Below are 19,835 nucleotides of genomic sequence, written 5' to 3'. Positions count from 1 at the left end.
TTCCGGACAGTCGACATGCCTGCACCTCAAACTGAAGTGCTCGCGACTGAGGACGATGATGAGCTGCATCTGGACTGGTACCGCCAGGGCAGTGATCGTGTGGCTGTTATTTCTCATGGATTAGAAGGTCACAGCCGCAGACCCTACGTTCTTGGCCTGGCAAAAGCCCTTATGGGGCAGGGCTGGGACGTACTTGCCTGGAATTTCCGTTCCTGCGGCGGCGTAATGAACCTACAGCCAAGGTTTTACCACAGCGGAGCCACAGAAGACCTCCATGCCGTTGTTACTCGGACCCTGAGTGAGCGCTATCGAAATGTATTTTTGTCTGGTTTCAGTATGGGCGGTAACCTCACGCTTCTGTACCTGGGACAACAAGGTGAGCAGGTTGATAGCCGAATCAGCGGCGCTGTGACTTACTCCGTTCCCATAGACCTTGCTGGCTGCGCTGACATGCTGGCCTTGCCCAGTCGCCGGATTTATATGCAGAGATTTCTGAATGACCTGCACGGAAAAATGGAGGAAAAATCCCAGCGTTTTCCAGATCGGATTGACATCACTGGTTTTAAAAATATCCGCAACTTTCATGAATTCGATGATCGGTACACGGCACCGTTACACGGTTTTAAAGACGCTACTGACTATTGGGCCAGTTGCTCGGCTCTGCACCGGTTAAAAGACATCCGCGTACCGGCCTTAATGGTCAATGCAGCAGACGATCCATTCTTGTCTGCGGGTTGTTTCCCGGAATCAAGAAAGGTGTTGGGTTCATACGTGAAGATCGAGGTTCCTAAGTGGGGTGGTCATGTCGGGTTTGTCGAGCACGCAAGGGATGGTTACTACTGGTCAGAAAGAAGGGTTCTGGATTTTGTAAGAAATACTATTTAAATCAATGATATGAAGTTCACCCTTAACGTGCTCAGACATCTAACGTACAAGAGGTTCCAGCCGAGGCCAGACGTTGTCCAGCAACAATGGCTGCGCTTCCTCCGTAGGATGAATTCCATCCCCTTGCATCATTCCATTTTGATCAAAAATCCCTTCAAGAAAAAAGGGAACCAACCCCACATCATACCGGTCAGATAATGTCGGGAAGATATCCGAAAACATCCGCGTATAGCGCTGACCGTAATTCGGTGGAATCTGAATGCCAATCAAAACCGGAGTTGCACCAGTACCCATAACCAGCTCGATCATTTTGGCCAGATTAGCCTCAATCACATTGGGTGGAAACCCTCGAAGACCATCGTTGCCGCCAAGCTCGATCACAACAACATCCGGCTCGTTCTGCTCAAGCAACCTCGGCAACCGGCGTAAACCACCATCTGTTGTTTCACCACTGATGCTGGCGTTAACCACCTGCCACGGCAGGCCATGTGCTTCGAGTCGGTCGCGAAGCAGTTGCACCCAAGCTGTTTCAGATGGCACGCCATAGGCTGCGCTAAGGCTGTCGCCAACCACCATCAGAGTGTGCTGGTTTGCTAGTGCCGGCCATGAAATCAGGAAGAAGGTAATGGCCAGGAAAGATCGAATGTACGCAAATGCCGTATGCATAATAGATTCGTGTACCCTTAAATTGTAAATAACCGAAATACCAGAGAACGGAGCAACCGTGAACCAGATGACGGATCTCAGAAGAGTCGATAACAGCCCTATGCTGCGAGTCACCGGACTGACTCATAAAGTCCGCCTGGAAACTGATACATTGACGATCTTGCAGGGGGTTAACCTGGAAATCAATCGGGGAGAATCCGTAGCTATCGTGGGTCGGTCCGGCTCAGGAAAGACTACCCTGCTGGGATTGTTAGCGGGATTGGATACTCCAAGCGAGGGGACCGTTGAGCTGGATGGTTCTGAAATAAGTAGCCTCAGTGAGGACGAAAGAGCAAAACTACGCGCCCGGCGTGTCGGTTTTGTGTTCCAGTCGTTTCAATTACTTCCCGCTCTGAGCGCACTGGAAAACGTGATGCTTCCGCTTGAGCTGGCGGGAATAGGATCGCCCGAAAAGCGTGCCCGAGATCTTCTTGAGCGGGTCGGTCTGGGAGAACGACTGAGCCATACCCCCCGCCAACTGTCCGGAGGTGAGCAGCAACGTGTTGCCATTGCCCGAGCCTTTGCGTCTGACCCCGTTATCCTGTTTGCTGATGAACCTACCGGCAATCTTGATAACCGTACTGGTCAATCCGTATCGGATTTGCTGATGGATCTGAACCGAGAGCAGGGGACTACGCTTGTGATGGTAACTCACGACGAAAGTCTGGCCGCTCGTTGCGGGCGTTTGCTGCATATCGAAGCTGGTGTTTTAACAGAGCCGGATACCGCTTGGGAGAAGACGGACTGATGGCTGCTGCAAAGAAATTGATGTCCGTAAGCCGCGATTGGCGGGAACGGGATGTTCGAGTTGTCCTGGTTGCATTGATTATTGCTGTCGCTACCGTGGCAACAATCGCCCTGTTTGCCAGCCAGTTACAGCGTACTCTTGTGTCATCTGCCAGCTCCTTTCTGGCAGCGGATCGTCAGCTTGAGGCAGAGAATGGCCGGCCGGTACCCGATGCGTGGATAGAAGAAGCTCGTCGTCGGGGTCTGGAAACTGGCCAGATGATTGAGTTTTCCACCATGGTATTCGGAGAAAGCGGCTTTCAGTTGGTTTCTGTGAAGGCTGTCAGCGATGAATATCCGTTGCGGGGGGATATTGAAATCCAATCTTCTGCCGATGCGCCTCGAATGGTCGTCAGTGCTGGCCCAGGCCCGGGAGAAATATGGATTAATCCCCGATTACTCCGGCTTCTGGAGCTTGATATCGGCGATACTCTGGAAGTGGGTAGCCTGAAACTGACCATCGCCAATCTGTTGATACGGGAGCCGGATGGTGGCTTTAGACTATCCTCTCTGGCACCTCGCGTCATGATGCATGTTAACGATGTTGCGGCCACCGGCGTGCTGCAGGAAGGCAGTCGAGTGGAATTTGTTTATCTGTTTGCGGGCTCGGATAAGGCGCTTGAAGACTACTACCATTGGCTGGAGCCCCAGCTCGAAGCCAGTCATGAATGGGAAGGTGTCCGCGATGGTGAAACCTTTTCCCGTTCGCTGGAGCGGGCGGAGCGATTCCTGTTACTTGGTGGCAGTCTCGCTGTTTTATTGGCTGCTGTGGCTGTAGCCGTGGCCAGTCGCCAGTATGCGTTGTCTCAACGTGATACGGTGGCGCTTTTGAAAACGCTAGGTCTGACTGGCCAAGGTATTGGCAGGCTCTATCTGCGCCGTTTGGCGCTGTGGGGTGTCGCAGGTGTTCTCGGAGGACTGGCGGTCGCACTGCCTTTGTTCTGGTTGTTGGTGCGAATGCTGAGCAATGTTCTGGAGCGCCCTGTCGATGTTTACCTGGACCCTGCTGCACTTACGCCTGCATTATTGACCGCGCTGGTTTCGCTTTTTGCGTTTGCTTATCCTCCCATCCGACGCTTGCGCAGCGTGCCCGCTATGAGAGTTTTGCGTGCTCAGCCAGGTGAAACCAGCCGGGAAGCCATCCCTGACATGCTGGTTGCCATTGCTGCGATATTTTGCTTGGTCTGGTTCTATGCTGGCGAATTGACTCTGGTCGTGTCGTTGCTTGGTGGTCTGGCACTTTTGCTGGCCGTGCTGGCCTTGACGGGATGGCTGATGGTATCTGTGCTGCGCAAGGTGCGTGGCGGAGGCAATGCCTGGCGTTTGGCCTTGGTGGGGCTGTATCGTCACCGTCAGGCCAGTATGGCGCAAATGGCGGTGTTTGCGATGACATTGATGCTGGCGGCAACTCTGGTTCTGGTTCGGTCCGCTTTGCTGGACGATTGGCAGGCACAGTTGCCAGATGATGCGCCTAATCACTTCCTTATCAATATTGCTCCAGACTCGGTCGATGAGGTCGAGGCTTTTTGGGCAGAGCGGGATGCGTCTCTCGACATGTTGTATCCAATGGTCCGTGGCCGGCTGACTGAGCTGAATGACCTGCCGGTTAAAGAAGCGGTGAGCAAGGATGAACGGATCAACGCCTTGAACCGGGAACTAAACCTGACCTGGATGGCTGAATTGCCCGAAGACAATCGGTTGGTGGAAGGGAAGTGGTTTGCTCCGGGAGTTACCAAAGGGGTGTCCGTGGAAGCGGAGTTGGCAGAACGCCTGGGTTTGAAGCTTGGTGACAGGCTGACCTTCACCATTGGTTCGGAAAAATTAACAGAGCCCGTGACCAGTATTCGAACCGTGCAGTGGGATAGCATGAAGCCGAACTTCTACATGGCATTTCCACCTGGTAGCGGGCTTACAGAAATGCCGGGAACCTGGATTACCAGTTTCCACCTTGATGAAAATGACAAAACGCTATTGAATGAATTCTCCCGGAGATACCCGACGGTCTCTGTGCTGGAGATCGATCACATTATTAAGCGAATCCAAGAGATCGTAAAGCAGGTCACCCAGGCGATAGAAGCAATTCTGGCATTGATCCTGGCAGCGGCACTGGTTGTGATGGCCGCCGTGGTAAGTGCAACTTTGCGGGATAGGCAGCGGGAAGGAGCATTGTTGCGCACGCTAGGTGGGCAGCAGTCGCTCCTGGTACGCAGCACTATGATGGAGTTTGCCTTACTTGGATTTTTTGCCGGAGTACTTGGGGTGCTGGCGGCAGAGGTTTCAGTATATGTCTTGCAAATGCGAATGTTTGAAGGGGAATTTCGTTGGCATTGGCAGGTGATATTACCGATCCCGCTGCTCAGTGCCATATTGCTCGCCCTGTTTGGACGTTGGCAGCTGAGGCCAGTATTGAGCGTTTCTCCGATGTTGCTTCTGCGCCGGCTTGAATAAACGGGGCGTTAGCGTCGCTGGTTAACGGTAATGCGCGAGAATGGCATCCAGTTCGCCATTCTCGCGCATTATGTCCAGTTCCTGGTTAAAGGCTTGCGCAAATTCTGCCCAGTCTTTACGTAGCATAATACGGAAGCCGTATTCGCTGATATTGGCGGTCGAGGGTCGAAACTGCCCGCCAATCCCTTCATTTCGCATGACCCAGTGGCCAACCAGTTTATCGGCCACAGCAGCATCGAACCGTTCACCCAGTAATAAAAAGCGGAATAGATCTACATCGCTTGATACGTCGAAACGCATAATCTTGTTGTCCGCGAAGTAGGGGGCGAGAACAGGGTATCTGTAACCCAGATGGGCGATCACGGTTTTGCCAAACAAATCTGTAGGGTGGTAGAAATCAAGTTCTGAGTGTTTTTGAAAGAAAATCACTTCCTCGACGTTCACAATGGAGTCTGTGAACAAAAAATCATCAGGATTTTCGGTCCACTCAATGGCTCTTGGAGTGCCGTCGATATAGTGCTCTGCAAGCATCCCGTCTACGCGCTTACGGGGAATTTTTCTTGGTATAACCTCATATCCAAGACGGGGGGCGATGGTATTCACGACTTCCCACATGATTCCGGCTGGCTGAGTGTCGTCAACAATCAGGTAAGGTGGATAGCCGTTGGGAGATATGTTGAAGCGAAATTTTGGCGGGTAGCTATCGGCGGCGTTACCGGTGCCCGCCGATATAAGGGCAATCAATGAGACGGCAAACAGGCTTGTAAGGCGCTTCTTCATAAGGCGAAGGCACGAAATATTCATTACAAGAGTCCCGGGTTGGTCAGGCCTGAGAATTTGACCCGAGGGGCTACGACCAATGCCCTGCCATAATATATTTCGGATACTACCTTTTTATGATGTGATTTTAAAGATTGGGATATGGTGATGGGCTGCCTGGATAATAAGCAGCCCATACATACCTGTTGGGTTACTACGCCCAGGCCCTTTGCAATACTGCCATTGCGTCATCAAAAAGGACTTCTTTGGGGTTGAACATAATAGATCCGTCATCCAGTGCCATCGTTGCGATGGACTCCAGTTGGCTTTCCAGTACTTTTCCGGTTTCTTTCAGCGTTCTCGGCAATTCACAACGTTTATAGAGCTGATCACGCAGTTTGCGGATAGCTGAGATGGTGGCTTCAGCCCTGCGGTTCGCGGGTGTGGCGGAATATACTTCAGGCCCTTCCAGATGCAACAGCAGTTCTCCTAGCGGGGCACGAATTTCTTCCAGGTTGTACTCCAGAACATAGGGAAGAAACAGGCTCATACAGAGGCCGTGAGGGAGGTGGCAGGTGGCGCCTGTGGCATGCCCCAGAGAGTGCACCAGGCCGACCATAGAATTGGAGAACGCGATGCCAGCCATAGTGGAAGCCTGAGCCAGTTCCAGCCGACCGCCTTCGTCTTTTGGGTTGTCCATAACCTTGAGCAAGGATTGGCTTATTTTTTTGACAGCGGCCGAAGCGTAGGCGTCGCTCAGTGGGTTCTTTGCAATACAGGTAAAAGACTCTGTCGCGTGAGTAAGAGCGTCCATGGCGGTGGCTGCGGTAATATGCGGAGGCAGAGTGAGGGTCATTCTTGGGTCAATAATGGCCGCATTTGGAAGCAGGAAAGGAGAGGCGTAAGGCAGTTTGACGCCTTTTTTCTCGTCGGAAATGACTGCTACAGATGTTACCTCAGAGCCTGTGCCGGCTGTGGTTGGAACCACGAAAAAGGGTTTCAGTGGATGCTTCAGAATTCCCGCGCCGCTGTATTTAGCGATGTCATCGCCGCCTTCAGAAACCAGGATGTTTACGGCTTTTCCTGTATCGATGGCGGAGCCTCCGCCGACAGCGATGATGGAATCGCATTTTTCTTTGCGGTAGACCTTGGCAATGGCGCCAACAACCGTGGTTGATGAATCTGGCGGAACGTCGTCATAAATGGCAATGATTTCCAGGCCACTTTCTTCACAGGCGGCAATAACAGGGTCCAGCAGGCCTGCTGCGCGGACACCTTTATCAGTAATGATCATTGGGCGTTTGGCCGCCAGGCTCATCAGCTCAAAGGGAATATGTTCCAGGGCAGCTTTGCCGGCAACGACTTTTACCGGGCAGAAGAACTCGTAGTATTTGTTGGTCATTATGCTCTCACTGTCTCGACAAAATTGGTAACAACTTTCAGGTAAATGCGTGCGGCATTCAGGAGTTTATCCGGGAGATTAAGGGTCTCTGGATATTCTTTTACCGCTCTTTCAGCAAGGAGCTTGGGCAGGATGAATGTTTCCAGCCGGTTCAGTACTCGTGTAATGCGCACAGCGAGGCTGATGTCTCCGTCAACCAGCATTCGGTCATAGGCAAACGCTGTGGAGGTCTTTTCCTGAAAGGAAAGCACCAGAAATGCATGGGCCATATGTTTAAACTGGATGGACAAATCAACAGGGCCGGGGGCGTTCTCACCATGGTAGTGAAGGCGGCCGTCGCCAGTGTGCTCCATAATCAGTTTTGGGCCATTGGGCATGACCTGCATTGCAAAAAGAAAACCTGGAGGTAAGGGTCTGATCTCGTTGCGAGTACTGTCATCCACCTCGCTGATGGCTTGCAGTGCGCGACCCATTACCTGAAACATCAGCTCCACGTAGGCCCGTCTTGCCTGAAATACCATCGGTTGCAGTCGTTTTGCCAGCATGTTTGTTATCCGGTTGTTATTGGTTTAACTGATTTTTAGAGTTATTGCTCTAGAAGTCAATGTAATCATTGACGCTGAATGTGCGTCAGAGGGGCAATGTCGCTGGTCATAAAAAAACCGGAAGCTGCTAACCTCCGGTTTTTAAAATAAATTCAGATGTGTTTTTAGTTTGTCATAGCCGCCAGTTTACGTTTGGCTTCCTCTCCGATATCACCCCCGGCTTCGGCAACGGCTGAATAATAGCTAATGGCGTCATCCCTACGACCTTGTTCTTTGGCAATATCGCCGAGACGCAGGTAAGAGATCGATGTCGGGACCACTTCATTGGCACGTTCTAAGTGGTCTTTGGCTTTATTCAGATTGTTCAGGGCCAGTTCGTTGAGACCGTTATAAAGTTGGTATTGAAACATTTCCGGATACAGTGATACTGCTTTGTCAAAATCGATCTGTGCTTTCCCGGGTTCATTCTGGTTTTGGTAAATCCGGCCGCGGAGCGCATAGAACATGGCCTCGCGGGGCTCAGCTTTAATAGCGGTGTTTATCGACGCCAAAGCGCCGGAGAAGTCACCTTCTGAGGCCAGTTCTATGGCTTTGTCGTGGGCGTCATAAGCAGGTTGAAGTGCTTTGATCTTGGCGATTCTTCGCTCGTAAATCTCTATGCCCCGATAGCCACCCCCACCGATTTTCTGGACAAGTTCCTGATTCGCCTGAACCCGGGTGGCGGACGGAGGGTGACTGGCAAACAACCCGTTCAGCCAGTTGGATTCATTGCCTTCGGATAATGACAGAAACAGCTCCTGAAGCTCCACGGCAGCCTGGGGATCGTATCCGGCAGCTTTCATATACTTGATGCCGTAAGCATCTGACTCCAGTTCGTCGCCCTGACTGTATTGAGCAAGGGCTAGTTGTGCACCGACAGCTGCTCCCCCCATAATCAAGCCGGCCCATTCGTTGTCTGACATTGCCATACCTATGCCGGCCATGCCTGCGCTGATCAGCATACCTTGCTGCATGCGTTGAACACTGTGCCGGGCTGCCGCATGAACGATCTCATGGCCAAGTACTGAAGCAAGCTGGGCTTCATCGTCCAGTTTCACCAGCAAGCCACGGTTGATGGCAATTTTGCCTCCTGGCAATGCCCAGGCATTGGGAACACTGCTGTTCAATACGACGAATTCATAGGGCAGGTCGGGGCGGTCACTTACATTGGCCATTTTCATGCCAACTTCCCGTACGTACACTGTAAGTTCAGGATCGAGGTAGAACTGGCCACCCTGTGTTTGTTGGGTTGGAGTGTACTGTTCTGCACCGAGCGTCAGTTCCTGGCTTTCCGGAATCAACGACAACTGTCGTTCGCCGGTAACAGGGTTCACCGCACAGCCGTTTAGTGCCACCACCATCGCCAGAGCAATAAGCAGGGCGGGAAGTTTTCCTGGTTTCACTTTGTACTCCTTGATAGGACAGTGTTTGATCTGTCTGGACCGGCATAGGTAAAAATAGAGTCGCCATTTTATAGCACAGTCACAACCGCATGCCGTAATGCCTGTTTTGGGAAAGTGGCTGGAACAGCCGCCTTCGCGTATTATATAGGGACGTTTGTACCGCATTTTACTGGCCCGGATATAAAAACACCCGATGACACATTACCTGGACCTATTGGCATTGCTCTGGTTTCTAGTTTGTTGGGTTGGTTATACCTGGTACTCCCGGAATCGCGCGAAAACTCGCTCATGCCTGTCTAATACGCTCGACTTATATCGTGAAGACTGGATGCGGGTGATGCTTAAGCGTGAGAACCGGATCTCTGACACCTCTGCCATTGGTAACCTTGAGCGAAACGGCGCATTTTTTGCGTCCAGCTGCTTGCTGATACTGGCCGGTATTATTACCGCGCTGGGTTATACCAGCGAAGCCATGGAAGTTTTTGCCACCATGCCGTTTAGTGTTGTGCCTACCCGTGAAGTATGGGAACTGAGGCTGGTTGTTTTGCTTCTGGTGTTTGTTTACGCCTTCTTTAAGTTCACATGGGCGATGCGGATGTACAATTTTGTCTCCGTGATGATTGGCAGCGCGCCTCTGCCTGATGACAGCAAGCCAAGCCCGGCATCCCGGGAAGCCTTTGCCCGCAATGCCGGTAACATCTGCAATTTGGCGGGTGACGCATTCAATCTGGGGCTTCGCTCCTATTACTACGCACTTGCTGTGGTTGCCAGCTTTATTCACCCTCTGGCTTTTTTAGCTGCTTCAACTCTGGTGGTTATTGTACTGTACCGCCGGGAATTCCATTCCGATGCTCTTAACGCACTGCGTGACGGTAAGGTTTTTGAGGAATCTTTGCAGGTGCGACAGAGCACGGATGTTAAGACGAAAAGCTGATCTGCAGGACCTTCCTGAATGAATAATCAAACCCGAATTAACCGGGTCACCCGGTTTGTGAATACCCTGAACCAGGCCAGGGAGCTTGGCTTGACCGCAAAGGAAGTGGGTAGCGGATATCTGATCATGGAGTTGCCTTACAGTGACAAAATTATAGGCAACCCGGACACGGGGGTTATTCACGGCGGAGCGATCACCACCTTGATGGATACAGCTTCCGGATCTGTCATGATTTGTGCGCTGGATGAATTTGAGCTTTGCCCGACGCTCGATCTTCGAGTGGATTACATGCGCCCGGCAGCGCCGAGAAAGCCGGTATATGCTCGTGCAGAAGCCTACAAAATTACTCGTAACATTATCTTCACCCGTTGTGAGGCTTATCAGGAGGGTGGCGAAACCATCGCCAACTGTGTGGGTACATTCATGCGGATTGGTAAAGACGCGAGCCCGACAACATACCGTGATTTGATTACCGGAGGTGAAGAATGACCGATCCGGAAATTCTGAAATATACACAGAAAACGGGCGACTTCTCCCGGATGCTCGATAGTATTCCTTACGCGAAATGGATTGGCCTGCAATGCGAACTTTTTGGTGACGACCTGATTTTTCGTCTTCCTATGAAAGACGAAAACCTGGGTAACCCTATCCTGCCGGCCATCCATGGTGGGGTTATCGGCGGCTTCATGGAATTGTCTGCGGCCATTTACCTGATGATGTCGCAAGACGCTCTGCGGATGCCGAGGATTGTTGATTTCTCGCTCGATTACCTGCGTGCCGGTCTTAATCGTGAAACCTACGCAGAATGCTACCTGACCCGCCAGGGAAACCGGGTCGCTAATGTCATGATCACCGCCTGGCAAAAATCCCGTTCTCAGCCTATTGCTACCGCCCGGGCTCACTTCCTGCTCGAAGATTGATTTTGACCTCGCCGGGGTTGAAAAGCCCCGGTCGAGCCCCATCTTTGGTTTCATCATCTTTAGCACTGGTGTAATCAAGCAGGAGACACACAAAGCCATGACGGTAGAAACTAATAAAGAGACACTGGGATTCCAGACTGAAGTGAAGCAACTGCTTCAACTGATGATCCATTCTCTGTACTCCAATAAGGAAATCTTCCTTCGTGAGCTGATTTCCAACGCCTCAGACGCCGAAGACAAACTCCGCTTCGCTGCCCTGAAAGACGACGCTTTGTTCGAAGGCGATTCCGAATTGCAAATCCGGCTGGACTACGACAAAGACGCCGGCACGATCACCCTGACGGATAACGGCATCGGTATGACCCGTGACGACGTTGTCTCCAACCTGGGTACCATTGCCCGATCCGGCACCGCTGAATTCCTTAAGCAGCTCTCCGGCGATGAAAAGAAAGACAGCAAATTGATTGGCCAATTTGGTGTTGGTTTCTATTCCGCGTTTATCGTTGCTGACTCAGTCGACGTATTTACTCGTCGTGCCGGCACGCCTGTTGAAGAAGGTGTGCATTGGTCTTCCAAAGGTGATGGTGAATTCACTATCGAGCAGGTTAACCGCGACAAGCATGGCACCCAGATTGTTCTGCACCTGAAGCCTGACGCCATGGAGTTTGCCGATGGCTGGAAGCTGCGCAGCCTGGTGAAAAAGTATTCCGATCACATCTCCTTCCCAGTGGTCATGAAGGCCGAGAGCGGAGAAGAAGACAAGAAGGAAGAGTACGAAACCATCAACGATGCGACTGCCCTGTGGACGCTGCCACGTACTGAAATCAAAGATGAAGAGTACAAAGAGTTCTACAAGCACATCGGCCATGACTTTGAAGACCCGCTCACCTGGTCTCATAACAAAGTGGAAGGTAAGCTGGATTACACCAGCCTGTTGTACATTCCTAAACGTGCCCCGTTTGATCTGTACAATCGTGAGGCGCCACGCGGCCTGAAATTGTACGTGCAGCGTGTGTTCATTATGGACGATGCTGAGCAGTTCCTGCCGCTGTACCTGCGTTTCACGAAAGGAGTTATCGATTCCAACGACCTGTCGCTGAACGTTTCCCGTGAAATCCTTCAGAATGACAGCACTGTAGAGAGCATCCGTACGGCATTGACCAAGCGTGTGCTGGATATGCTGTCTAAGATGGCCAAGAAGGATGCCGGCGATTATCAGGTCTTCTGGGACGAGTTCGGTGCAGTATTGAAAGAAGGCCCTGCGGAAGACTTCAGTAACCGTGAGAAGATTGCTGCGTTACTACGCTTCGCATCAACTCATACCGGCGAATCTACCCAGAATGTATCGCTGGATGACTACATCAGCCGTATGAAAGAAGGTCAGAACAAGATCTACTACATCACAGCTGACAACTTTATGGCCGCTAAGAGCAGTCCGCATCTGGAAGTGTTCCGTAAGAAAGGTATCGAGGTTCTGATCCTGTCTGATCGCATCGACGAGTGGATGATGGGGTACCTCAACGAATACGACGGTAAGCAGTTCCAGGATGTTGCTCGGGGTGATCTTGATCTCGGCGAAGTGGAAACTGAGGAAGATAAAAAGCATCAGGAAGAAGCGGCCAAAGAGCATAAAGACCTGACCGATCGAATCAAGAAAGTACTTGATGACCAGGTGCAGGAAGTTCGTGTGACTAACCGTCTGACTGATTCGCCTGCTTGCCTGGTGACAGGGCAGTTCGATATGGGGGCACAGATGAAGAAGATTATGGAAGCGGCTGGCCAGCAAGTGCCGGACAGTAAGCCAATCTTCGAAATCAACGTGGATCACCCACTGGTGCAGCGTCTGGAAAGTGAACAAAGCGAAGAGCGCTTTGGTGAGCTATCTGCAGTTCTGTTTGATCAGGCTACTTTGGCCAGTGGTGAGCAGTTGAAAGATCCAGGTGCCTATGTCAGCCGTTTGAACCGGTTGTTGCTGGAGCTGGCGAACTAAGCCGGCGAAAGAATGCAGCAAATAATCGTGGATGTCGCTATCAGCCCTGATGAGTGGATCAAGCTTTATCAGGGCGTAGCGACTGATGTACATACAACCAGCCGGGACGGGCGTTCAGTCCGCTTCCCGGCGCGTATTCTCTCCAGGTTTTACCTTAGGGACGGTGTACGGGGTAGTTTCCGTATTCTGTTCGATGATTCCGGTAAGTTTTCTTCCATTGAAAGACTCTGATTATTTCCCTCCCAATGTTGCCTCAATCGATTAACTAAAACTCTCATAACTGTATAGTTAATTAATTGTTTCTCTTTTTGTCGTGAGAGTAGCCTGATGCTGTCTCAGAGAAAACGAGAGGCTCATAGGCCTTCTCTATTTCGGCAGTAGTAAAGTTTTAAGCAGCAAAAACTGGGTGCTCTATAGTTATAGGGACTCTTATAAAGAGCCGGTCTCTGCAAATAATGCAGAAAAGGAGAAAACGATGTCTCAGCACAAATCTGGCGGCCAATGTCCCGTGATGCACGGCGCCAATTCTATTGAAAGTCGTAATGTTATGAACTGGTGGCCTGAAGGTCTTAACCTGGATATTTTGCACCAGCATGACCGCAAGACCAATCCACTTGGTGATAATTTTGACTACCGTAAAGAAGTCAAAACTCTCGATTTTGATGGGATCAAAAAAGACCTTCATGACCTGATGACAGACAGTCAGGACTGGTGGCCGGCAGATTGGGGGCACTATGGTGGTTTAATGATCCGCATGGCCTGGCATTCGGCGGGCACTTACCGTATTGCTGACGGGCGTGGTGGCGCGGGTACGGGAAATCAGCGTTTTGCGCCGATTAATTCCTGGCCGGACAACGTCAGTCTGGATAAAGCCCGACGCTTGCTGTGGCCAATCAAGAAAAAGTATGGCAACAAGATCAGCTGGGCTGATTTAATTATTTTAGCGGGAACAGTGGCTTATGAGTCTATGGGGCTTCCTTCCTATGGATTTTCCTTTGGCCGTGAAGACATCTGGCATCCGGAGAAAGACATATACTGGGGGGCAGAGAAGGAATGGCTGGCACCCTCTGATGAACGATACGAAGACGTAGAGAAACCCGATACCATGGAAAACCCGCTCGCCGCAGTGCAGATGGGGTTGATCTATGTAAACCCGGAAGGTGTGAACGGTAAGCCTGACCCGCTTAAGACCGCAGAGCAAGTGCGGGTGACCTTTGCCCGTATGGCTATGAATGATGAAGAAACCGCGGCTCTCACGGCTGGAGGACACACTGTTGGTAAGTGTCATGGTAATGGTGATGCCGGGGCGCTTGGTGCTGAGCCTGAAGCCGCAGATGTAGAAGAGCAGGGCTTGGGTTGGAGCAACCCTAATATGAAGGGCAAGGCCAGCCGAGCAGTGACTTCGGGTATTGAAGGTGCCTGGACTACCCACCCCACGAAATTTGATATGGGCTTCTTCAAGTTACTGTTTGGCTATGAGTGGGAGCTAAAAAAGAGTCCGGCGGGTGCCTGGCAATGGGAACCCATCAACATGAAGGAAGAGGATAAGCCGGTGGACGCCAGTAACCCTTCCGTACGCCATAATCCGATTATGACTGATGCGGATATGGCCATGAAGATGGACCCTAAGTACCGCGCAATTTGTGAAAAATTCATGGCCGACCCTGAATACTTCAGGGACTGTTTTGCCCGCGCATGGTTCAAGCTGACACATCGGGACCTGGGGCCCAAAGTACGTTACATCGGCCCGGAAGTCCCTGCTGAAGTACTGATTTGGCAAGACCCTGTGCCCGCAGGTAATACCGACTACTGTGTCGAAGTGGTCAAGGTAAAAATTGCTGAAAGTGGTCTGAGTATTGGCGAGATGGTCAGCACTGCCTGGGACAGCGCGAGGACCTACCGCGGTTCAGATATGCGCGGTGGCGCCAATGGAGCGCGTATTCGTCTTGCTCCTCAGAAAGACTGGGAAGGTAACGAGCCTGCTCGTCTTGACAAAGTACTGAAAGTTTACGAACAAATTTCTGCTGATACCGGCGCGAGCGTAGCAGATGTGATTGTTCTGGCTGGTAGCGTTGGTATCGAACAGGCGGCAAAAACAGCAGGTTACAACGTTCTTGTGCCGTTCCTGAAAGGGCGCGGCGACGCTACCGATGAGATGACCGATGCTGAGTCTTTCGAGCCACTGGAACCGGTAGCCGATGGTTTCCGTAATTGGCTTAAGAAGGATTACGTGGTCAAGCCAGAAGAGTTGTTGCTTGATCGTGCCCAGTTAATGGGGCTCACAGCACCTGAAATGACGGTGTTGATTGGCGGTATGCGTATGCTTGGTACCAACCATGGTGGTTCGGCGCTGGGTGTGTTGACGGATCGTGATGGCCAGTTGACGAATGATTTCTTCGTGAACCTGACCGACATGAGCAATACGTGGAAGCCTGCAGGTAAGAATCTCTATGAGATTCGCGACCGTAAGACGGCTCAGTTGAAATGGATGGCGAGCCGTGTAGATCTGGTGTTTGGTTCGAACTCTATCTTGCGTTCCTACGCCGAAGTGTATGCTCAGGACGACAACCAGGAGAAATTTGTTAAGGATTTCATTGCTGCCTGGGTTAAGGTTATGAACGCTGACCGTTTCGACCTGCAAATGTAAGTTGTTAGATGTTTGCCGGGCATTCCCGTAGGGGAGTGTCCGGCTACCAACTTCCCGCTAAATTCCTTACAATCCGCTCCGCTTGATTTTTGATCACCCTCATTCTGATTTCATCTGCTTCTGGAGCCTTCATGCGAATCATCCTTGCCCCGATGGAAGGGCTGGTCGACGCGCCAATCCGTGAAACCCTGACTAAAGTCGGCGGTATTGACCGGTGCGTAACCGAATTTATTCGTGTGACCCAGGGCATGCTGCCATCCCGGATTTTCTACAAATATGCGCCGGAATTGTATAACCGGGCTGAAACCGAAGTGGGCGTTCCTGTTGCCGTGCAGTTATTGGGGTCAGACCCCGAGATGATGGGGCGCCACGGTGCCAAAGCGGCTGAACTCGGTGCTGTGCAGGTGGATATTAATTTTGGTTGTCCGGCGAAAACCGTCAACAAACATAAAGGCGGTTGTGTATTGATGCGGGAACCGGAGTTGATGTACGAGATTGCTGCGGCGGTGCGTAAAGCGGTGCCGGCGGGTACTTCGGTGACCGCGAAAATGCGGCTGGGCTACGATGACCGATCCATGGGAGTGGCCTGCGGGCAGGCGCTGGAAGCTGCTGGAGCTTCAGAAATTGTTATTCACGCCCGTAGTAAAATTGATGGCTATAAACCGCCTGCCTATTGGGAAGAAATCGCTAAAGTGCGTGAAGCTGTCAGCAGCCATGTAATCGCCAACGGTGAAATCTGGACCGTTGCCGATTACTGGCGCTGCCGTGAAGTGTCTGGCTGTGACGATGTGATGATCGGTCGCGGCTTGATTGCCCGACCGGATCTCGCAGCGCAAATCAAAGCCTCCCAGTGTGGAGAGACAATTACTCCCATGAGCTGGCCGGAGGCCGTCGCGCTGGTTCGCGAATATGCTGCAGCCTTGCAGACCCGGCTGGAAGATAAGTATGTAACTGGGCGCATCAAGCAGTGGCTGAACTTTTTGCGCCAAGGCTTTCCTGAAGCGGAAGCGTTGTGGCCCCATGCTCGTAAAATCCGGGACGTTGAACCTATGCTGGCTTGCCTGAATCACGCTATGACTTCTGAAGGCCACAACTCAACACCGTCGGTATTATCTTTAGAACGCAGCTCACGATTGAGGGCTTGAGTTAGCCCTCGCCCTCCATGTCCGGCGTGTAACGGCCAGAGCGGGCCAGACCATTGAGCCTGGCCCGTTTTTTCAGTGCAGCTTGAGTGAGTTCAGCATTGGCCAGTTTGCCGGCCCATGCCTTTTGTGCAGGCTCCTGTAGTGCCCGCCCATAGGAAAAGCTTAACTCCCAGGGTTGAGAGCCCTGGTTGTTCAGTGCGTTAAGATTTTCGGTGGATTCCTCGGGTGTTTGCCCGCCTGATAAAAACGCAATTCCAGGTACAGCCGCTGGCACCACTCGGCGGAACACTCTGAGAGTGGCTTCAGCAACCTGTTCAGGGGTCGCTTTACCGGCATCTTTTCCTGGAGTCACCATGCTGGGTTTCAGTACTATCCACTCCAGACATACTCTGTGGCGATGCAGCGCTTTAAACACCTCAAGCAATACATCTTCACTCACTTCGGCCGCTCGTTCGATGGTGTGATTGCCGTCAATCAGCACTTCTGGCTCAACAATCGGGACAATTCCCGCGGCTTGGCAGACTGCCGCATAGCGCGCCAATACCTCGGCATTGGATTTTGTTGCCTGAAAAGAGGGTAGAGTGTCGGAAATGTGGAAGACACTGCGCCATTTTGCAAAACGGGCACCTAGCGATTTGTAGTGCTCCAGCCGGGTTGCAAGGCCATCCAGACCGTAGGTGATCTCATCCCCCGGCGAGTTGACCAGAGGCCCCTTGCCGGCGTCTACCTTTATTCCGGGAACGATGCCCTGCTTTGCCAGAAGCTTGGGTATGGGAATATCGTCCAGGCTTAGCTGTTCAAGTGTTTCTTCGTAGAGAATAACGCCACTGATGTGGTCGCCAAGGTTGGGTGTTGAAAAAATCAGGCTGCGATACTCGCGGCGAGAAGCCTCTGTGGATTCAACACCGACCGCTTTGAAACGCTTGGCGATGGTGGGAGAGCTTTCATCAGCGGCGAGTATGCCTTTATGTGGCTGGACCAGCTCTGCGATGGTTGTCGTCAGTTCATCCTGAATGCTCATGGCGCCTCCTTGGGTTGGTGTTTAATATCTCTGCTTGTTTCGCTTCGCGGCTAAGCAAGGCTTTTTTGCGTACGCTTCCCCAGCGATAGCCCCCCAGGCCTCCATCAGCCCGGATAACTCGGTGGCAGGGGATGACGACGGCTAATTTGTTTGCCCCGCAGGCATTAGCAACAGCTCGTGTGGCTTCAGGCATGCCAATCTGCTGTGCGAGTTCTGAATAACTAACGGTTTTCCCTCCGGGGATGCTCTGAAGCGCTATCCACACTTTCTGCTGAAAAACAGTCCCTTCAGGAGCCAATGCGAATTCAGGTGCATTGCCAGAATCATCAATGAATCGAGAGATTTGGTTAAGCATTTCGGAGTCTTCCGATCCCGCTGGTTCGAAAGAATGGCGGGGGAAGTGAGCGCGGAGCAGGGTGAGAAGCTGCTCTTCAGTGTCGGCCAGTTCAACTGCGCATAAGCCATTTTCAGACCAGCCAGCAAGCAGCAAGCCTAAAGAACAGTTTGTGATGCCATAGCGCATCACCATATTACTCCTGCAGCTTCTTACGCATGGTAAAGCGAAGAAACTGTGCGCCCCGAATGGTAACCCGTTGTTCGTCAAGCACTTCGAAGCCGTGTTTTTCGAAGAAAGGCCGAGCTATGACACTGGACTCGGTATGGAGCTCTTTCACTCCTTTTTTCTTCAGTTGCTGTTCAGCTTCATGATAAAGGGCCGAGGCAATACCTTGTCGGGCAAAATTGGGAGCGGTGAAAACCAGGTCGATCGTGCCGCTTGGCTCGTAGGAGATAAATCCCGCCAGAGTGGTGCCGTCCTCGGCAACGAGCGTTTCCATGGAGGCCAGCCGCTCCTGCCAGGTATCAAGGTTTGGCATGCGAGAAGCCCAGGCATAACGCTGGGTTTCGTCATAGGCCGCGGCTGTCAATTCGTGAACGGAATCGGTAAACACGCGAACAACCGGGCTCAGGTCCTGAATCCGGTACTTTCGGATAACGATAGAATTGGCTATGTCCATGATGATTCAGTGCGCGCCTGTATTGGAAAGCGGATTGTATGGCGAGCCATACGCCAGCTACTCATAGCAGCATACCGACAACCGTAAGAAATGCCAGTTTTCCATTGTGCAGGCTAAAGCTTGATCGGATCGATTTTGAATTATAAACTGTATTTACTATACATCTTATTGATAGGCGCAGAGGTAATCCAATGGCACAGTCATTCATGAATATATTTAAGAAGGAAAGCGCAGAAAACGAGTCGGCTGAGGCACAGTCTTATGAGGTGAAAGATAGTGCGAAGGTGAGCGAGGAAGAGGCTCCAGAGAACGGTAAGCACGGTGAGGATTTTTGCTGTGGCTCGTGTTCTTAATCAAGCTATATAAAAATCTTTTGGTGTCAGATAACAAAAAACCCGGAGCGTCAGTCCGGGTTTTTTGTTGTTTGAAGCGACTAAAGAGACCAAGCGGTATAGATTCTGGTTTCAGCCCCCCGTGTATCTGGCTATCTTAACCACATTTACTGTCGCCACAAGACAGGCAAGTAGCACATCCGTCCATCACGATCACTGCTTTGGTGTTGCACTTGCTGCACATGGTGGCACTAGCGGGATAATCAGTGCTGGTATCATCGTTGGTGGCAGCACTTTGTGAAGCCTCAAACTCAGCCCGTTTTTCAGCGAGGATGCGTTTGGTGGTTTCGCTCATCTCATCGCTTTCCAGCAGACCAATGGCCTTAAGGTGTTTTTCGATCACTGCGCCGATCTCGGCTACCAAAGATGGCATGAATACGCCACCTTTCTTGAAGTAACCGCCATTGGGGTCGTAAACACTGCGCAACTCTTCTACCAGGAAGGTCAGATCGCCACCCTTACGGAAGACTGCAGAGATTACCCGTGTCAGTGCGATAACCCACTGGAAGTGCTCCATCGACTTGGAGTTGATGAACACTTCATACGGCTGCCGGCTTTCGTGGTCCGTACCTTCGTTGAGCAGGATGTCATTAATGGTAATGTACATTGCATGCTCCGCCACCGGCGGCTTGATTTTGTAGGTAGTGCCCAGCAGAAAATCCGGCCGTTCGATGTATTCGTTCATCTGCACTGGCTTATTCTCTGCCTGTGCTGCGGCCTGATTGTCATGGTTGCTGTCTGTGTCGGCTGTCTTTACCCGGTAGCCGACAATCTTGTTGCTGATTTTTACTGTCATGG

General features: G+C 51.7%; 20 protein-coding genes. 11 read left to right on the top strand and 9 right to left on the bottom strand.

Annotation, left to right across the window (positions count from 1 at the left end):
* Positions 1–15: 15 nt before the first annotated feature.
* Positions 16–885 carry a YheT family hydrolase gene (locus ABYA77_RS00715; RefSeq protein ID WP_372964007.1) on the top strand — a complete coding sequence of 290 codons (870 nt, stop codon included), beginning with the start codon at positions 16–18 and terminating at the stop codon, positions 883–885.
* A gap of 39 nt (positions 886–924) precedes the next feature.
* Here ABYA77_RS00715 and ABYA77_RS00710 read toward each other — a convergent pair whose 3' ends face one another.
* A complete protein-coding gene (locus ABYA77_RS00710) occupies positions 925–1,551 on the bottom strand; it encodes an arylesterase (RefSeq protein WP_372964006.1) in 627 nt (208 codons plus the stop codon).
* A 67-nt stretch (positions 1,552–1,618) separates the two neighbouring features.
* On the opposite strand from ABYA77_RS00710, the gene ABYA77_RS00705 reads away from it, so the two are divergent.
* Positions 1,619–2,338 carry an ABC transporter ATP-binding protein gene (locus ABYA77_RS00705; protein ID WP_372964124.1) on the top strand — a complete coding sequence of 240 codons (720 nt, stop codon included), beginning with the start codon at positions 1,619–1,621 and terminating at the stop codon, positions 2,336–2,338.
* Entirely contained in the window at positions 2,338–4,824 is a 2,487-nt protein-coding gene (locus ABYA77_RS00700; protein WP_372964005.1) for an ABC transporter permease, read from the top strand. The genes ABYA77_RS00705 and ABYA77_RS00700 overlap by 1 nt, the downstream gene beginning before the upstream one ends.
* A 21-nt stretch (positions 4,825–4,845) precedes the next feature.
* On the opposite strand, the gene ABYA77_RS00695 is transcribed toward ABYA77_RS00700, so the two are convergent.
* From ABYA77_RS00695 to ABYA77_RS00680, 4 genes are all read right to left on the bottom strand, one after another.
* Positions 4,846–5,628 (bottom strand): substrate-binding periplasmic protein, encoded by a 783-nt coding sequence (locus tag ABYA77_RS00695; protein ID WP_372964004.1) that lies wholly within the window; start codon positions 5,626–5,628, stop codon positions 4,846–4,848.
* A gap of 169 nt (positions 5,629–5,797) precedes the next feature.
* Positions 5,798–6,985, bottom strand: a complete 1,188-nt coding sequence (locus tag ABYA77_RS00690; RefSeq protein WP_372964003.1) for an iron-containing alcohol dehydrogenase — start codon at positions 6,983–6,985, stop codon at positions 5,798–5,800.
* A complete protein-coding gene (locus ABYA77_RS00685) occupies positions 6,985–7,530 on the bottom strand; it encodes a hypothetical protein (protein WP_372964002.1) in 546 nt (181 codons plus the stop codon). Before ABYA77_RS00685 ends, ABYA77_RS00690 begins: the two co-directional genes overlap by 1 nt.
* Positions 7,531–7,694: 164 nt before the next feature.
* Entirely contained in the window at positions 7,695–8,930 is a 1,236-nt protein-coding gene (locus tag ABYA77_RS00680; RefSeq protein ID WP_372964123.1) for a M48 family metalloprotease, read from the bottom strand.
* Between the two features lie 235 nt (positions 8,931–9,165).
* Between ABYA77_RS00680 and ABYA77_RS00675 the strand changes: the two genes are divergently transcribed.
* The 7 genes from ABYA77_RS00675 (at position 9,166) to ABYA77_RS00645 (ending at position 16,608) form a co-directional block, all read left to right on the top strand.
* Positions 9,166–9,906, top strand: a complete 741-nt coding sequence (locus ABYA77_RS00675) for a DUF599 domain-containing protein (RefSeq protein ID WP_372964001.1) — start codon at positions 9,166–9,168, stop codon at positions 9,904–9,906.
* A gap of 18 nt (positions 9,907–9,924) precedes the next feature.
* Complete coding sequence (locus tag ABYA77_RS00670) at positions 9,925–10,395, top strand: PaaI family thioesterase (RefSeq protein ID WP_372964000.1); 471 nt, start codon at positions 9,925–9,927, stop codon at positions 10,393–10,395.
* Positions 10,392–10,826, top strand: coding sequence for a PaaI family thioesterase (locus tag ABYA77_RS00665; RefSeq protein WP_372963999.1), 435 nt, complete (start codon positions 10,392–10,394; stop codon positions 10,824–10,826). Before ABYA77_RS00670 ends, ABYA77_RS00665 begins: the two co-directional genes overlap by 4 nt.
* 97 nt (positions 10,827–10,923) lie before the next feature.
* A complete protein-coding gene (gene htpG / locus ABYA77_RS00660; RefSeq protein ID WP_372963998.1) occupies positions 10,924–12,816 on the top strand; it encodes a molecular chaperone HtpG in 1,893 nt (630 codons plus the stop codon).
* A gap of 12 nt (positions 12,817–12,828) precedes the next feature.
* Positions 12,829–13,047 carry a DUF2835 domain-containing protein gene (locus ABYA77_RS00655; protein ID WP_372963997.1) on the top strand — a complete coding sequence of 73 codons (219 nt, stop codon included), beginning with the start codon at positions 12,829–12,831 and terminating at the stop codon, positions 13,045–13,047.
* Positions 13,048–13,291: 244 nt separating this feature from the next.
* Positions 13,292–15,463: a catalase/peroxidase HPI gene (gene katG, locus ABYA77_RS00650; RefSeq protein ID WP_372963996.1), complete on the top strand. Its 2,172-nt coding sequence runs from the start codon at positions 13,292–13,294 to the stop codon at positions 15,461–15,463.
* A gap of 131 nt (positions 15,464–15,594) precedes the next feature.
* Positions 15,595–16,608: a tRNA dihydrouridine synthase gene (locus tag ABYA77_RS00645; protein ID WP_372963995.1), complete on the top strand. Its 1,014-nt coding sequence runs from the start codon at positions 15,595–15,597 to the stop codon at positions 16,606–16,608.
* Between the two features lies 1 nt (position 16,609).
* Here the strand turns inward: ABYA77_RS00645 and ABYA77_RS00640 are convergent, their stop codons facing one another.
* From ABYA77_RS00640 to ABYA77_RS00630, 3 genes are read right to left on the bottom strand one after another with little or no spacing between them, the layout of a single operon-like run.
* Complete coding sequence (locus tag ABYA77_RS00640; protein ID WP_372963994.1) at positions 16,610–17,629, bottom strand: class I fructose-bisphosphate aldolase; 1,020 nt, start codon at positions 17,627–17,629, stop codon at positions 16,610–16,612.
* The gene (locus tag ABYA77_RS00635) at positions 17,613–18,158 is read right to left on the bottom strand and encodes a methylated-DNA--[protein]-cysteine S-methyltransferase (RefSeq protein ID WP_372963993.1); all 546 of its coding nucleotides are present in this window, start codon (positions 18,156–18,158) and stop codon (positions 17,613–17,615) included. Before ABYA77_RS00635 ends, ABYA77_RS00640 begins: the two co-directional genes overlap by 17 nt.
* A 1-nt stretch (position 18,159) precedes the next feature.
* Positions 18,160–18,645 (bottom strand): GNAT family N-acetyltransferase, encoded by a 486-nt coding sequence (locus ABYA77_RS00630; RefSeq protein ID WP_372963992.1) that lies wholly within the window; start codon positions 18,643–18,645, stop codon positions 18,160–18,162.
* Positions 18,646–18,836: 191 nt separating this feature from the next.
* Here ABYA77_RS00630 and ABYA77_RS00625 point away from each other — a divergent pair, with 191 nt between their 5' ends.
* A complete protein-coding gene (locus ABYA77_RS00625) occupies positions 18,837–18,998 on the top strand; it encodes a CCGSCS motif protein (protein WP_372963991.1) in 162 nt (53 codons plus the stop codon).
* A 136-nt stretch (positions 18,999–19,134) separates the two neighbouring features.
* Here ABYA77_RS00625 and ABYA77_RS00620 read toward each other — a convergent pair whose 3' ends face one another.
* The gene (locus tag ABYA77_RS00620) at positions 19,135–19,833 is read right to left on the bottom strand and encodes an NrdJb (protein ID WP_372963990.1); all 699 of its coding nucleotides are present in this window, start codon (positions 19,831–19,833) and stop codon (positions 19,135–19,137) included.
* Between the last annotated feature and the right edge of the window lie 2 nt (positions 19,834–19,835).

Origin of the sequence: Marinobacter sp., from assembly GCF_041595835.1 — a bacterium.
In the GTDB taxonomy this organism is placed as follows: Bacteria; Pseudomonadota; Gammaproteobacteria; order Pseudomonadales; family Oleiphilaceae; genus Marinobacter.
Note: the sequence above shows the minus strand (reverse complement) of the source record. Positions and strands in the feature narration are given on the sequence as shown.